Here is a 15,214-nt window from a genome sequence, read left to right as displayed (position 1 = left end):
AGCTTTATATTACCAACTGAAGGCAAATTTTGTTTAGATTAGATAGAAGAATTTTAACTCATTTTGACTATATGCAACCCATTTTATTTTTACCCATAATTCTTATTTCATTTTTCTTAATCTTTGAAGCTAATCCTTTTTTAGCAGAAAAACAGTTTGTTTATGCCTGTGTGGGATTGTTTGCTTTTATGGTTTTTTTCTTCTTTCCCATAAGGAAATTTATTTGGATTATTCCTGTTGCTTATTGGATTAATATTTTTTTATTGCTAAGCGTAGATATTTTTGGGGTTGAAAAATTAGGTGCTAAAAGATGGCTTGAAATTCCTTTTACTCACTTTACTATACAACCTTCTGAAATTTTTAAACCTAGTTTTATTTTAATGCTTGCCTATCTTATTTATCAAAATCCTCCTCCAAAAAATGGATACAAACTTAAACAATTCATCAAACTTAGCTTTTACATCATCTTGCCTTTTTTGCTAATTGCAAAAGAACCTGATTTAGGAAGTGCTATGGTTTTACTACTTGTTGGTTTTGGAGTGCTTTTTATCATGGGAGTTCATTATAAAATTTGGTTAAGTATTGTTATAGCTATAAGTGTTAGCTCTCCTATTATTTATACACATCTTTTAAAACCCTACCAAAAGCAAAGAATTCATGATTTTATTTCAGAAAAACCAAGTTATCAAGTAGCCCAATCAATGATAGCTATTGGAAATGGTGGTTTAACCGGAAAATCTCAAGATGAAGCTACGCAAACTCATTTTAAATTTTTACCTATTTCAACTAGTGATTTTATTTTCGCTTACATGATAGAAAGATTTGGATTTATTGGGGGATTGACATTAATTATATTTTATATTTTACTTATTTTTCATCTACTTAGTTTAAATTATAAGCTTAAAGATGATTATTTTGCTAGAGTGGCTATTAATTGTGTTGCATTATTTATTTTTATTTATGCGGCAGTAAATATCTCAATGACTATAGGTTTTGCACCAGTAGTTGGGATCCCTTTGCCTTTTTTTAGTTATGGTGGAAGTTCTTTTACTATTTTTATGATTTTTTTTGGAATTTTACAGCATTTAATCACTTTTAGATATTTTTGGACGGATATAAAGGCTAAATAAAATATTTTTAAGCATTAATAAGATATAATTTTATCTTTTAATTCAACTTAGGCGGATTTATAGCTCAGTTGGTTAGAGCAACCGGCTCATAACCGGTTGGTCGCAGGTTCGAGTCCTGCTAAATCCACCATTCTACTATAAGTTATAGACTCTCTCTTTAAAATAATAATTTTTAGTTCTTTAAATATTTCAATCTTATATAAAAAAGTATGTGATGTGATTTTTTGAAAGATAAAGTGGTGGTTAGAGGCAGAATCGAACTGCCGACACGCAGATTTTCAGTCTGCTGCTCTACCGACTGAGCTATCCAACCACAATGATTTGATAAAGTAAAAATGTAATTGTATCTTTTTTTCTTTAATTTAAGTTTAAATACAAAAATAAAATTTTATTTCCCTTAAAGTTTTAATAAGATAGAATACCCGCTTTAGATCATTATCAAATGGAAATTTTTTGAAACAATTTGGACTAGATAGACGAACTTTTAAAATTTTACTAGCTGGTTATATTATTATTGCATTGTTTGGGGCTTTATTGCTACATTCAAGCTGGGCACATACAACTCCTATTGATTTTTTAGATGCCTTTTTTACAAGCACATCTGCTGTTAGTATGACAGGATTAGTAGTTAAGAACACTGCGGTTGATTTTACCTTAGCAGGGCAAATTATTATCTTAGCTTTGGTGCAAATTGGCGGTTTAGGATATATGGGTATAGGTTTATTTGTTTATATACTCATACGCAAAAAAGTTGGTTTTAGTGCAAGAAATTTACTAAAAGAGTCTTTATTTTATCCATCAATGGATGGTTTATTTAAATTTTTTAAAAAGGTTTTGCTGTTCATTTTTACTATAGAATTGATAGGTGCTATACTTCTTACCATGCGTTTTGCCCTTGAAATGAATTTTAAGAAAGCTTTATGGTTTGGAATTTTTCATTCTATTAGCGCTTTTAATAATTCTGGATTTACTATATTTGAACATGGACTTATAGCTTATAAACATGATATAGCAATTAATCTTATTATCACTTCTTTGATTATTATTGGAGGGCTTGGATATTTTGTTTTGGTTGAATTATACTTTTTTCAAAGAAAAAAATTGCAAAATTTAAGCCTACATACAAAAATGGTTGTTGTTGCAAGTATTTTTCTTATTTTCTCTTCAACGCTTATTATTTTTGCTTTTGAATACTCAAATCCTCAAACTATAGGACATTTTTCATTTTTTGATAAAATTTTAAGCTCATATTTTATTGCTATTAATTACCGCACAGCAGGATTTAACACCTTAGATATGGGACATTTACATGATGCAAGCTTATTTTTTGGATCATTGTTTATGGTTATTGGTGGTGCACCAGGTGGAACAGCTGGGGGTATGAAAGTAACAACTGTAATGGTTTTATTACTCTATGCTTATTGGAGTATCCGCGATGGAAGAGTTAGAATTTTTGGACATGAAATTCCAAGAGAAACTATATCTAAAGCTTTTATTATAGCTGTAGGTTCGGCTGTTTATATAGTAATAGCTGTTATTTTGCTTTCCTTGCTAGAGTCAAAATTTGATTTTATAGCCTTGCTTTTTGAAACTTCTTCGGCTTTTGCAACCGTAGGAATTTCAGTAGGAAATGGTGGAACTTTATCTTTATGCGCTTTGTTTAGTGATCCTAGCAAGGTGATTATCATCATTATGATGCTAAGTGGTAGGATAGGTGTTTTTGCTTTTTTACTCTCGGTATTCAAACAAGACAAAGCTATTCATTTAAAATTCCCTGAAGGAAAGGTTAATTTATAAAGGTAAAATCGTGAAAAATCTTAATTATGGAATCATAGGACTTGGAAAATTTGGCTCAGTTGTAGCAGATGAACTCATTGCTGGAGGTCATACTGTTATCGTTGCGGATAAAGATGAGGAAGCTTTAAAAAGTATACAAAATCCTCCAAGCTATGCTTATATTTTAGATTCTACAAATATTTCAGCCCTAAAAGAAGCAGGCTTTCATGATGTTGAAGTTGTTATTGTTAGCATAGGAGAAAATGTTGAAAAATCAATCCTTACTCTTATGGCGCTTAAAGATATAGGTGTTAAAAATATCATTGCTAAAGCAACCTCTAATATCCATGGTCAAATTCTTTCTAAGTTAGGCGCAACAAAGGTTATTTATCCTGAAAAAGAAAGTGCTAAAAGACTAGTAAAAGAATTTTTAACTAAAGATGCTGATTATGAAGTTTTTGATCTTTCAGCAAATACTATACGAGCTATTAAGATCAATATAGATGAAAAATTAGCAGGAAATTCTTTAAAACATGTAGCACAAAATATGAAAGTGATTTCTTATAAAAAATTAAATAGCGACTGGGAAATACTACCTGATTTAGAAACCACGACAGTTTATAGTGGAGATGTTGTAATACTCCTTGGAACAGTTAAAGAACTTAGAGAATTTGAACACTAAGCAAGATTTAAAGCCTTGCAAGCCTTTACAAAACGCTTTAAGGCTGTTTTTTCTTTGGTAGAAATTTTATGATATATAACTTCATCTAAATAATATCTAACATCTTTTATATCTAAATCCCTTGTTTTGGCATAATTTTGCAGTATATAATAAGGAATTTTAATCTTTGTTTTTGGAAATTTTTTCAAAATTTGTTTATATAAAGCTTTTTTTTGCACACAAGAAAATCTAGCAAAAACAAAAGGCAATCCTGTTTTTTCGTGCCATTTTGCACATAAATCGATATATTTAGAAGGATCTTTTAGATAAAGCTTTAAAGCCTTATCACCTATAATTACTTTTCCATCTTGTTTTAATACTTTAGCTAAAGCGTTTGAAGTTGCTGAACTTGGATCTTTGGCATTTGATGTATTTTTTTCTACTAATACACTTAAAACTCTTTTATTAGCACAAATACCCAAATCTAAATTTTTATATTTTTTTCTAGCACTTTCTATGCTTGAAATGATAGCTGCATCAATTCTTCTATAAAATAAATCTTTATTTAGCTTACTTGGAACTCCTTTTTTATACTCCATATTTGCTTTATAACCATTAGGCAAGGGATATTTCTTAAGATATATATGTAAAGGTAAAAGATTAATATAATCAATTTTTCCAAAAATCATCTCTTTTAAAGAGTGTTAAACACTCTATCTCCTGCATCTCCAAGCCCTGGGATAATATAACCTTTTTCATTTAAACCTTCATCAATACAAGCCACAAAAACTTCTACATCATCATGCATTTGGCTAAATTTTTTCAAACCTTGTGGAGCAGCAAGTATGGATATAAATTTTATTTTTTTAACTCCTTGGCTTTTTAAAAAATTACAAGCCTCTATAGCAGTCCCACCTGTAGCAAACATAGGATCTATGACAATAGCGGTGCGTTTTTTTGCATCTTTGGGAAGTTTTTGAAAATAAAAATCCGCCTTTAAAGTTTCTTCATTTCTTACAAATCCCAAAAATCCAACACTTGCATCAGGAATCATCTTAAAAACACTTTCAAGCATTCCTAATGCAGCTCTTAAAATAGGACAAATCATAATTTTTTCATCAAGTTTTTTTACTGTAGTTTTTTGTATAGGTGTTGAAATTTCAATTTCTTTTAAAGAAAAATCTTTACTCGCTTCAAAAAGCAAAAAAGATGAAATTTCATCGATTAACATACGAAATTGAAAGGGCTTTGTCTCTTTAGCCCTTAAAATTCCTAATTTATGTTCGATCAATGGATGATTGATACAATGAATATTTTTCATTTTAAGCTTTCAAAATAAGCTTTCTCATCAAAATTTTTCACCTTAGCTACACCATCTTTTACCGCAGCTGCTGCTACAGCTGTACTTACTGCAGCTTTTACTCTTTCATCAAAAGGTTTTGGTATAACATAATCTCTTCCAAATTCTAAAGTGCTTAAATTATAAGCTTTTTTAACCGCATCGCTTACAGGAAGTTTTGCAAGATCTGCTAATGCTTTAGCAGCAGCTACTTTCATATTTTCAGTGATTTTACTTGCACGCACATCTAAAGCCCCACGGAAAATAAAAGGGAAACCTAAAACATTATTGATTTGATTTGGATAATCACTTCTTCCTGTTCCTACAATCGCATCTTTTCTAAGTCTAGCTACATCTTCAGGCATCACTTCAGGAATAGGATTTGCCAAAGCAAAAATCACAGGATCTTTTGCCATGCTTAAAACCATTTCATCATCAAGAATTTTTGGCGCACTAAGCCCTAGGAAAACATCAGCTCCTTTTAAAACTTCTTTTAAAGTCTTTTCCTTAGAATCAACAGCAAATTCAAGCTTTTGAGGAGTTAAATCATTTCTATCTTTAGAAATCACTCCTTTACTATCTACTAAAATAATATTTTCAACCCCTAAATTTCTATACATCTTAGCACTTGCTATACCTGCGGCACCTGCGCCACTTACAACCACTTTAATGTCTTTAAATTTTTTACCGCTTATTTCCATAGCGTTCATAAGTCCTGCAGTTGAAATAATAGCTGTTCCGTGCTGATCATCATGCATTACAGGAATTCCTAAATCTTGCAAAGCTGCTTCGATTTCAAAACATTTTGGAGCAGCTATATCTTCTAAATTTATCCCGCCCACAGTCGGAGCCAAAGCCTTGCAAAAATTTACAATCTCTTCTATACTATGAACATTAATTTCTATATCATAAGCATTGACATTGGCAAATTTTTTAAACAAACAAGCCTTACCCTCCATAACAGGTTTTGAAGCCTGTGCTCCTATGTTTCCAAGTCCTAAAACAGCAGAACCATCGCTTACTATAGCTACTAAATTAGCCTTATTTGTATAAGTATAAGCAAGCTCATTATCTTTAGCGATTTCAAGGCAAGGTTCTGCAACTCCTGGGCTATACGCCAAAGATAGATCATAACTTGTAGCCATTGGCTTACTTGGCACAATATCAATTTTCCCACCTAAATGGTATTTTAAAGCTTCTTCTTTTAAATTCATTTTATTTTCCTCTAACTTTTAAAAAATTTTCTATTCTTTTTTTACACTCATCAATCCCTAAAAATTCTAATACTTCAAAAATACTAGGACTTACCGCACTCCCTGTTAAAGCTATGCGTATAGGCTGAGCCAAATCTTTTAACTTTGCTTCCTTTTTTTCTAAAAAATCATTTGTAAAATCTTCAAAATCTTTACCAGTTTTTTGATCTTTAAGTGTATTAGCAAATGCTTGGAGCAATTCTAAATTATTTTCGTTAACAAATTTTTGCACTGCATTTTCATCATAATTTTGCGGCGTATTAACTATGCTTTTTGCACCATTGATAATATCATGCAAGGTTTTTGCACGCTCTCTTAATAAATCAAGTAAAAATCCTGCCTTTTCATAAACAGATAAATCAAAGCCAAGATCTTTAAGCTGACGGTTAATCTCTTCAAAAGGCAAAGTTTTAATATAATGAGCATTCAACCATTCAAGCTTTTTAGCATTATAACAAGATGCGCTTTTATTGATATGATAAGGATCAAAAAGTTTTTTCAAATCTTCTAGTGAAAACACTTCATCATCACCGTGACTCCAACCTAAACGCACAAGAAAATTAAGCAAAGCTTGAGGTAAAATTCCCATTTCCTTGTATTTCATAACATCAGTTGCCCCATGTCTTTTTGAAAGCTTTTTACCATCTTCTCCATGTATCATAGCCACATGAAAAAATTTAGGAATTTTAAAACCCAATGCCTCATAAAGCACAATTTGTTTAGGAGTATTTGAAAGATGATCATCCCCACGAATCACATCACTTACCCCCATTAAAGCATCATCAATAACAACAGTAAAATTATAAGTTGGAGTTCCATCACTTCTTGCAATGATAAAATCATCCATTATATCCTCTGCTTTAAATTTTACCTCGCCTTTAACCCCATCTTCAAAAACAATCTCGCCGCTTTGAGGTGCTTTAATACGCACAACAGGTTCTATACCCTGAGGTGGCGTGCCTTTAAATTCTCTATATCTTCCATCATATCTTGGGCGCTCTTTGGCGGCTTCTTGCTTGGCGCGCAATTCTTCTAATTCTTCTTTACTCATATAACAATAATACGCTTTACCTTCATCTAAAAGCTTTTTGACATATTCTTTATAAAGATCAAAACGCTCTGATTGGTAAGTTACTTCTCCATCATGTTCTAAACCACACCATTTAAAAGCTTCGATAATTGCTTTAGTAGCTTCTTTGGAATTTCTTTTTAAATCCGTATCTTCAATACGAAGTAAAAAATTTCCACCATTTTTTCTAGCGTATAAATAATTATAAAGAGCTGTTCTAAGTCCACCTATGTGCAAATACCCTGTTGGGCTTGGAGCAAAACGCGTTGTAAGTTTTTCGTGCATTTTTTGCCTTTTCTTAAATTTTTATTGATATAATGCGATATTTATACTTAAATAAAGGTTTGAAATGAAAAAAATTTTATTAAGTTTTGCATTTTTTGCAAGTTTAGCTAGTGCAAATACCATTAATGCTATAGCTGTAGTTGTAGGCAAAGAGCCTATTACAACTTATGATATAGATCAAACTATGAAAGCACTTAAAATTGATAGAAATAAAGCTTTAGGCGTACTCATCAATGAAAAAATGGAAATTTCACAAATGAAACAACTAGGTATTGTAGTCAATGATCTAGAGCTTGATGATGCTATAAATAAAATGCTTGCTCAAAACAAAACCACTTTAAATGCTTTCAAAGCAAATTTAAAATCCAAAAATCAAAGCTATGAACAATTTCGTGCAAATTTTAAAAAAGATTTAGAAAAAAGAAAGCTTTATGAAAAAATCGCAAGTATGGCAAAAACTGATTTTAGTGATGATGGAGCAAAAAAATTTTTTGAACAAAATAAAGATAAATTCACTTTTTATACACAAATTAATGTAAATATTTATCTATCAAACAATCCTCAAACTTTAGAAAATATCAAAAATACAAAAAAAACAATCCTTAAACCACAAAATGCATCTTTAAATACAAGTAATGCCGATCCAAGACTTTTAGGGCTTTTATCGCAAATTCCTGTTGGAGGCTTTTCCCCTGTTTTAAATGGAAAAAATGGCTATGAACTCTATGAAGTTAAAAGCAAAGATGGGGCGCAAACTCCTGAATACGAACAAGTTAAAAATGAAGTTTTAAACGCTTACGTAAGTGAACAAAGACAAAATTTTATACAAGATTATTTTGATAAACTCCGCTCTAAAATCAATATAGAATATTTAAGATAAAAATTACAATTAAAATTTCCCTTTAATAGGGAAATTTTAATGTCTTGCAAGATAATTTGTATCGTAATTATTATTAATAAAATCAGAATTTTCCATCATAGAAAGATGAAAATCTTTGGTTGTTTTTATCCCACTTATAAGCAACTCATCTAAAGCTACTTTCATTTTTGCAATAGCTTTATTGCGATCTTCTGCCCAAACTACAAGTTTGCCTATCATAGAATCATAATAAGGAGGCACACTGTAATCTTGATAACAATGACTTTCCATTCTTACATTGCGTCCTGCGGGTGGAATGTATTTAGTAATCTTACCTGGACTTGGCAAGAAGGTTTTAGAATCTTCAGCTGTGATTCTACATTCTATAGAATGCCCATTAAGCTTAATACTTTCTTGAGATGGTAAAGCATAACCTTCTGCTACTTTAATCATTTGTTCTATGATATCAATCCCACTTACCATTTCACTTACACAGTGTTCAACTTGCAAACGCGTATTCATTTCTATAAAATAAAAATCCAAATTTTTATCTACCAAAAACTCAAAAGTTCCCGCACCTTCATATCCTATAGCTTTAGCTGCCTTAATAGCAGTTTCATGAAGTCTAGTGCGTGTTTTTTCATCAAGCAAAATCGCAGGGGATTCTTCTATAAGTTTTTGATGGCGTCTTTGCATAGAACAATCTCTTTCGCCCACATGAATCACATTGCCAAAACTATCTCCTATAACCTGCACTTCTATATGGCGTGGATTTTGTATGTATTTTTCCATATACATAGTTCCATCGCCAAATGCTGTCATAGCCTCGCTTTCAGCCGACCAATACGCTTTTTCAAGATCTTTTTCATTTTCAACCACACGCATACCACGACCACCACCACCTGCAGCTGCTTTTAAAATCACAGGATAACCTATTTCTTTGGCAAGTTTTTTAGCTGCTTCAGCTCCTGCCAAAGCTCCATCGCTTCCTGGGATCACAGGTACGCCTGCTCTTTGCATGACTTGTTTTGCTTTTGATTTATCACTCATTAAATTCATAGCTTCCACAGAAGGACCTATAAATTTGATGTTATGTTTTGCACAAATTTCAACAAAATTTTGATTTTCACTTAAAAATCCATATCCTGGAAAAATCGCATCTGCTTCAGCAATTTCAGCTGCTGTAATAATAGCTGGGATATTTAAATAGCTTTCAGAACTTCTTGCTTTGCCTATACAAATGCTTGCATCAGCGTATTTTAAATACAAAGCATCTTTATCTGCTTCAGAGTACACACAAATTGCTTTTTTACCCATTTCTTTAATCGTTCTTAAAGCACGCAGTGCTATTTCTCCACGATTAGCAATTAATATGCTTTTAATTTCCATTTTATAATTTCTCCACCGCAAATAAAGGCATTCCAAATTCTACAGGCTGACCATCAGCAACTAAAATTTCAGCGATCCTACAATCAAATTCCGCTTCAATTTCATTCATGATTTTCATCGCTTCGATAATAGCTATAGTATCGCCTTTTTTAACCGTACTGCCTACTTTTACAAAAGGTGCTGCACCTGGACTTGGAGCTTGATAGAAAGTTCCTACCATAGGGCTGTTTATACTTGGTTTGTTTGATTTTGCACTTTGACTAGGTTGAGCTTCGTTTACAACGCTTACATTGATAGGTTGTGGAGCTGGAACTGGAGGACAAACAGGGACTGGAACATCGCAGCACATATCTCTTTCAAGTTCTATTTCAAAACCATCTTGTTCTTTGATCTTAATTTTACTAATATTTGCTTCAGCAAAAAGGTTTACTAACTCTTTAATTTCTTCTTTTGTCATAAAATTCTCCTACAAAATTTAAGAACTTAACCTTGTATTATATAAAAAAACTTGAAATTTAACTTTAAAAAAGAAAAAAATCATAAAAAATATAGATTTTTTAGGTTATAATCCTTACAAACAATTACAAATATTAAAAAGGTTAAAAATGGGCTTAAAAGCGGATAATTGGATAAGAAAAATGGCATTAGAACACAAGATGATCGAACCATTTTGCGAAGCAAATATAGGCAAAGGTGTCGTAAGCTATGGACTTTCAAGCTATGGTTATGATATACGCGTAGGGCGTGAGTTTAAAATTTTTACTAATGTTAATTCAACTGTAGTGGATCCAAAAAATTTCGTAGAAGAAAATGTAGTAGATTTTGAAGGCGATGTATGTATAGTTCCTGCAAATTCTTTTGCCCTAGCCAGAACTATAGAGTATTTTAAAATGCCTGATAATGTCTTAGCTATTTGTCTTGGCAAAAGCACTTATGCAAGATGTGGCATCATCGTCAATGTTACCCCTTTTGAACCAGGTTTTGAAGGACATATCACTATAGAAATTTCAAATACTACGCCTTTACCTGCAAAAATTTATGCCAATGAAGGTATAGCGCAAGTGTTGTTTTTGCAAGGCGATGAAAAATGTGACACCACTTATAAAGATAAAAAAGGCAAGTATCAAGCCCAAACTGGCATAACCTTGCCAAGAATTTTAAAATAGGAACACTTATTGCTTTAATTTTAAAAAACTTAAGCAAAGGAAGGCAAAATGTTTAACAAAAAAAATATCTTAATCACGGGCGGAACAGGATCTTTTGGAAAAACTTATACTAAGGTTTTGCTAGAAAACTATAAACCTAATAAGATTATCATTTATTCTCGTGATGAGCTCAAACAATTTGAAATGGCAAGCGTTTTTAATGCTCCTTGTATGCGTTATTTCATAGGAGATGTAAGAGATAAAGAGCGTTTAAGTGCTGCTATGCGTGATGTGGATTTTGTTATACATGCTGCTGCAATGAAGCATGTACCTATTGCTGAATATAACCCTATGGAATGTATAAAAACAAACATCCACGGTGCGCAAAATGTCATCGACGCTTGTTTTGAAAATGGGGTTAAAAAATGTATCGCTCTTAGCACAGACAAGGCTTGCAATCCTGTAAATTTATACGGCGCAACCAAACTTGCAAGCGACAAGCTTTTTGTCGCTGCAAACAATATAGCAGGCAACAAACAAACACGCTTTGGTGTTACAAGATATGGCAATGTTGTAGGTTCAAGAGGATCGGTAGTACCTTTCTTTAAAAAACTCATCAGCGAAGGAGCTAAAGAACTTCCTATCACCGATGCAAGAATGACTCGTTTTTGGATCAGCCTTGAAGATGGAGTGAAATTTGTACTGAGCAATTTTGAAAGAATGCACGGAGGAGAAATTTTCATCCCTAAAATTCCTTCGATGAAAATCACCGATCTAGCTCATGCTTTAGCTCCTCATTTAAGTCATAAAATCATAGGCATAAGAGCAGGAGAAAAACTACATGAAATCATGATTTCAAGTGATGATAGTCATTTAACCTATGAATTTGAAAACTACTATGCCATAAGCCCTAGCATTAAACTTGTAGATAAAGATAATGACTTTAGTATCAATGCCCTAGGCGAAAAAGGACAAAAGGTAAAAGATGGTTTTTCTTATAGTTCGGATAATAATCCTTTATGGGCAAGCGAAAAAGAACTTTTAGAAATCATCGATCACACCGAAGGTTTTTAAATGCTTACTTATTCTCATCAAAACATCGATCAAAGCGATATAGATGCACTTACAAAAGCTTTAAAAGATGAAATTTTAACAGGGGGTAAAAAGGTGGATGAATTTGAAGAAGCCCTTTGTGAATATGTGGGCGTAAAACACGCTTGTGTATTAAACTCAGCCACTTCAGCCCTTCATCTTGCCTATACAGCACTAGGTATCAAAGAAAAAATCGTTTTAACCACTCCTTTAACCTTCGCTGCTACGGCTAATGCGGCCTTAATAGCTGGAGCTAAGGTAGAATTTATCGACATTAAAAACGATGGCAATATTGATGAAAAAAAACTAGAAGCAAGACTTTTAAAAGATAGTAAAAATATAGGAGCTATTAGCGTGGTGGATTTTGGGGGAAATAGCGTTGAAATAGATGAAATTTCAAGCCTTGCTAAAAAATACAATATCCCTTTAATCGATGATGCAAGCCATGCTTTAGGTGCCTTATATAAAAGTGAAAAAGTAGGAAAAAAAGCCGATCTTTCTATCTTTTCTTTTCATCCTGTTAAACCTATCACTACTTTTGAAGGCGGGGCTGTGGTAAGTGATAATGAAGAGCTTATCGCTAAAATCAAGCTTTTAAGAAGCCATGGTATAATTAAAAAAAGGCTTTGGGATAGCGATATGGTAGAACTTGGCTATAATTACCGCTTAAGCGATGTTGCTTGTGCTTTAGGGATAAACCAGCTTAAAAAACTCGATCACAATCTTGAAAAAAGAGAAGAAATCGCAAGTTTTTACGATAAAGAATTTGAAAAAAATCCTTATTTTTCCACGATAAAAATCAAAAATTATAAAAAAAGCTCAAGACATTTATACCCTATCTTGCTTTTTCCTGAATTTTATTGTCAAAAAGAAGAACTTTTTGAAAGCTTACTTCATGCAGGAATTGGCGTACAGGTACATTATAAACCAACTTATGAGTTTAGTTTTTATAAAAAACTCTTAGGAGAAATCAGACTCCAAAATGCGGATAATTTTTACAAAGCCGAGCTTAGCATACCTTGTCATCAAGAAATGAATCTAAAAGATGCAAAATTTGTAAAAGATACTTTATTTAGCATTCTTGAAAAAGTTAAAAAGGGATATTGTGGATAAGCTGGACTTTAGAAGCCAAGATTTTAGCCAAACTGGAAAGGCTATGTATGAACTAGCTTGCGAACTTTTTCCTATCCCTAGAAGCATCACAGGGCAAGGTTTTAGAGCTAGCTTAGAAATTTTAAATAAAACTCTGGGGGGGGGTATACTCAAATTTCACTCTATAAAAAGTGGCACAAAGGTTTTTGACTGGATAGTCCCTGATGAATGGAACGCCAAAGAAGCCTATATCATCACTCCAGAAGGAGAAAAAATTTGTGATTTTAAAAAGCATAATTTACACCTTCTAAATTATAGCGAAGCTATCGATAAAGAAATCGAACTTGAAGAACTTCAAAATCATCTTTACTCCATAGAAGAAATGCCCGATGCTATTCCTTATGTAACGAGTTATTACAAAAGACGTTGGGGATTTTGTCTCACGCATAATGAAAGAAAAAAACTCAAAAAAGGCAAATACAAAGTCTATATCAATGCGAAACATGATGAAAATGGGGTTTTGGATTATGCTGATTTTATCCTACCTAGTACGCAAAACTCAAAAGATGAAATTTTAATTTCAACCTATCTTTGTCATCCTTCTATGGCAAATAATGAGCTTAGTGGTCCTGTGGTGGCTATTTTCCTAGCAAAATGGCTTTTAAGTTTAAAAAAAAGAAGGTATAATTACCGCTTTGTCATCATTCCTGAAACCATAGGCTCTATAGTCTATCTTAGCAAACATTTAGAGCATTTAAAAAAACATGTTAAAGCAGGCTTTGTGCTTTCTTGCTTAGGCGATGATCATGCTTACTCACTCATACACACACCCAAAAAAAACACTCTAAGTGATAAAGTTGCCTTGCATACGCTTAAAAATAAAGAAAATTTTAAAGCATTTAGTTTTTTAGATCGTGGAAGCGATGAAAGACAATACAATGCTCCGCTTGTAAATCTTGGCATTGTAGGAGTATGTCGCACAAGATACCTAGAATACGAACAATACCACACTAGTAAAGATGATCTCAATTTTATCTCTGAAAAAGGTTTAATGGGTGGACTTCAAAGCATACAAGAAATGATTTTAAATCTAGAAATCAACGCTGTATATGAAAACACCATAGTATGCGAACCCAATCTTGGCAAAAGAGGACTATATCATACCCTTAGCACTGCCAATGACATTCCTTTGGCTTGTAATTTTCTAGCTTACTGTGATGGAGAGAATGATATCATCGATATAGCCAATATCTTAAATATGCAAGCTTATGAATTTAAAGAACTTTTGGAAAAAATAAAATTTTATGGACTGGTAAAATGAAATATTTTTTAGAACACAATGGCAAAAAATACTCCGATAAGGATTTAATAGATGCTTTTTATCAACTAGGTATAAAAAGGGGTGATATTTTATGCGTACATACAGAACTTATGAAATTTGGCAAAGCTTTGCTTACTAAAAATGATTTTTTAAAAACCTTACTTGAATGCTTTTTTAAAGTGCTAGGCAAGGAAGGCACTCTTCTAATGCCAACCTTTACTTATAGTTTTTGCAAAAATGAAGTTTATGATAAAGTGCATTCTAAAGGCAAAGTGGGAGTGCTGAATGAATTTTTTAGAACTAGCGGGGGGGGGGTTAGGCGAACTAGCGACCCTATTTTTTCCTTTGCTGTGAAGGGTGCTAAAGCGGATATTTTTTTAAAAGAAAACTCAAGCTGTTTTGGAAAGGATAGTGTATATGAAATTTTAACTAGGGAAGGTGGGAAATTTATGCTTTTAGGCTTGAATTATGGACACGCCCTAACGCATTATGCTGAAGAGAGAAATACCAGCTTTTGCAGGTATTTTAAGGAATTTAAGGGCTTGGTGATTGACGAGCTAGGACAAAAAAGAGAAAAAAGGATAAATTATTATGTAAGAGACTTGGAAAAAGCCTATGTATGCAGCCTTGATAAGATCAATGAAATCGTGCGGCAAACAAGGTATTACAAAAGCATAAAATTTGCAGGAGATTTTCTAGAAAGCTATGATGCTAAAGAATATGTCAAAGCCATAGGCAACGCCCTTAAGCAGGATAAATTTGCCATATATGAAAAGCTTCTTTTATGAAAAATATTTAAAGGT

Annotated in this window: 15 protein-coding genes and 2 tRNA genes; 10 read left to right on the top strand and 7 right to left on the bottom strand. The window is 32.5% G+C overall.

Annotated elements, in window-relative coordinates; genetic code table 11:
• Window positions 1–29 precede the first annotated feature (29 nt).
• Both ELQ04_RS00185 and ELQ04_RS00180 read left to right on the top strand, forming a co-directional pair.
• Entirely contained in the window at window positions 30–1,130 is a 1,101-nt protein-coding gene (locus tag ELQ04_RS00185) for an FtsW/RodA/SpoVE family cell cycle protein (RefSeq protein ID WP_002853654.1), read from the top strand.
• 53 nt (window positions 1,131–1,183) lie between these two features.
• Window positions 1,184–1,260, top strand: a tRNA-Ile gene (locus ELQ04_RS00180).
• 107 nt (window positions 1,261–1,367) lie between these two features.
• On the opposite strand, the gene ELQ04_RS00175 is transcribed toward ELQ04_RS00180, so the two are convergent.
• Window positions 1,368–1,443, bottom strand: a tRNA-Phe gene (locus ELQ04_RS00175).
• Window positions 1,444–1,583: 140 nt separating this feature from the next.
• On the opposite strand from ELQ04_RS00175, the gene ELQ04_RS00170 reads away from it, so the two are divergent.
• Window positions 1,584–2,927, top strand: a complete 1,344-nt coding sequence (locus ELQ04_RS00170; protein WP_002876757.1) for a TrkH family potassium uptake protein — start codon at window positions 1,584–1,586, stop codon at window positions 2,925–2,927.
• Between the two features lie 10 nt (window positions 2,928–2,937).
• Window positions 2,938–3,588 carry a TrkA family potassium uptake protein gene (locus ELQ04_RS00165; protein ID WP_002853664.1) on the top strand — a complete coding sequence of 217 codons (651 nt, stop codon included), beginning with the start codon at window positions 2,938–2,940 and terminating at the stop codon, window positions 3,586–3,588.
• Here ELQ04_RS00165 and ELQ04_RS00160 read toward each other — a convergent pair.
• Genes ELQ04_RS00160 through gltX form a run of 4 tightly spaced genes read right to left on the bottom strand, consistent with a single transcriptional unit; the run spans window position 3,585 to window position 7,513 of the window.
• The gene (locus ELQ04_RS00160) at window positions 3,585–4,256 is read right to left on the bottom strand and encodes a menaquinone biosynthetic enzyme MqnA/MqnD family protein (protein ID WP_002854065.1); all 672 of its coding nucleotides are present in this window, start codon (window positions 4,254–4,256) and stop codon (window positions 3,585–3,587) included. The two genes, ELQ04_RS00165 and ELQ04_RS00160, sit on opposite strands and share 4 nt — an antisense overlap.
• Before the next feature lie 5 nt (window positions 4,257–4,261).
• Complete coding sequence (upp, locus tag ELQ04_RS00155) at window positions 4,262–4,888, bottom strand: uracil phosphoribosyltransferase (protein WP_002831283.1); 627 nt, start codon at window positions 4,886–4,888, stop codon at window positions 4,262–4,264.
• On the bottom strand, window positions 4,885–6,120 hold the full coding sequence (locus ELQ04_RS00150; protein ID WP_002854063.1) for a malic enzyme-like NAD(P)-binding protein: 1,236 nt from the start codon (window positions 6,118–6,120) through the stop codon (window positions 4,885–4,887). The genes upp and ELQ04_RS00150 overlap by 4 nt, the downstream gene beginning before the upstream one ends.
• 1 nt (window position 6,121) lies before the next feature.
• On the bottom strand, window positions 6,122–7,513 hold the full coding sequence (gene gltX, locus ELQ04_RS00145; protein ID WP_044778052.1) for a glutamate--tRNA ligase: 1,392 nt from the start codon (window positions 7,511–7,513) through the stop codon (window positions 6,122–6,124).
• A gap of 64 nt (window positions 7,514–7,577) precedes the next feature.
• Here gltX and salC point away from each other — a divergent pair, with 64 nt between their 5' ends.
• The gene (gene salC, locus ELQ04_RS00140; RefSeq protein WP_002937716.1) at window positions 7,578–8,393 is read left to right on the top strand and encodes a peptidylprolyl isomerase SalC; all 816 of its coding nucleotides are present in this window, start codon (window positions 7,578–7,580) and stop codon (window positions 8,391–8,393) included.
• A gap of 36 nt (window positions 8,394–8,429) precedes the next feature.
• Here salC and ELQ04_RS00135 read toward each other — a convergent pair whose 3' ends face one another.
• Window positions 8,430–9,761, bottom strand: a complete 1,332-nt coding sequence (locus ELQ04_RS00135) for an acetyl-CoA carboxylase biotin carboxylase subunit (protein WP_044778053.1) — start codon at window positions 9,759–9,761, stop codon at window positions 8,430–8,432.
• Between the two features lies 1 nt (window position 9,762).
• Entirely contained in the window at window positions 9,763–10,218 is a 456-nt protein-coding gene (accB, locus tag ELQ04_RS00130; RefSeq protein ID WP_002937712.1) for an acetyl-CoA carboxylase biotin carboxyl carrier protein, read from the bottom strand.
• Window positions 10,219–10,366: 148 nt separating this feature from the next.
• Here accB and dcd point away from each other — a divergent pair, with 148 nt between their 5' ends.
• Genes dcd through ELQ04_RS00105 form a run of 5 tightly spaced genes read left to right on the top strand, consistent with a single transcriptional unit; the run spans window position 10,367 to window position 15,199 of the window.
• Complete coding sequence (dcd, locus tag ELQ04_RS00125; protein ID WP_002854086.1) at window positions 10,367–10,927, top strand: dCTP deaminase; 561 nt, start codon at window positions 10,367–10,369, stop codon at window positions 10,925–10,927.
• A gap of 48 nt (window positions 10,928–10,975) precedes the next feature.
• Window positions 10,976–11,980, top strand: coding sequence for a UDP-N-acetylglucosamine 4,6-dehydratase (inverting) (gene pseB, locus ELQ04_RS00120; protein WP_002937709.1), 1,005 nt, complete (start codon window positions 10,976–10,978; stop codon window positions 11,978–11,980).
• A complete protein-coding gene (gene pseC, locus ELQ04_RS00115; protein WP_002937707.1) occupies window positions 11,981–13,111 on the top strand; it encodes a UDP-4-amino-4,6-dideoxy-N-acetyl-beta-L-altrosamine transaminase in 1,131 nt (376 codons plus the stop codon). It begins immediately after the preceding gene.
• Window positions 13,104–14,411: a DUF4910 domain-containing protein gene (locus tag ELQ04_RS00110; RefSeq protein ID WP_044781091.1), complete on the top strand. Its 1,308-nt coding sequence runs from the start codon at window positions 13,104–13,106 to the stop codon at window positions 14,409–14,411. Before pseC ends, ELQ04_RS00110 begins: the two co-directional genes overlap by 8 nt.
• Window positions 14,408–15,199, top strand: a complete 792-nt coding sequence (locus ELQ04_RS00105; protein WP_044781089.1) for an AAC(3) family N-acetyltransferase — start codon at window positions 14,408–14,410, stop codon at window positions 15,197–15,199. The genes ELQ04_RS00110 and ELQ04_RS00105 overlap by 4 nt, the downstream gene beginning before the upstream one ends.
• Window positions 15,200–15,214 lie beyond the last annotated feature (15 nt).

It is taken from the genome of Campylobacter sp. CH278 (genome assembly GCF_004378845.1).
Taxonomy (GTDB): domain Bacteria; phylum Campylobacterota; class Campylobacteria; order Campylobacterales; family Campylobacteraceae; genus Campylobacter_D; species Campylobacter_D jejuni.
Note: the sequence above shows the minus strand (reverse complement) of the source record. Positions and strands in the feature narration are given on the sequence as shown.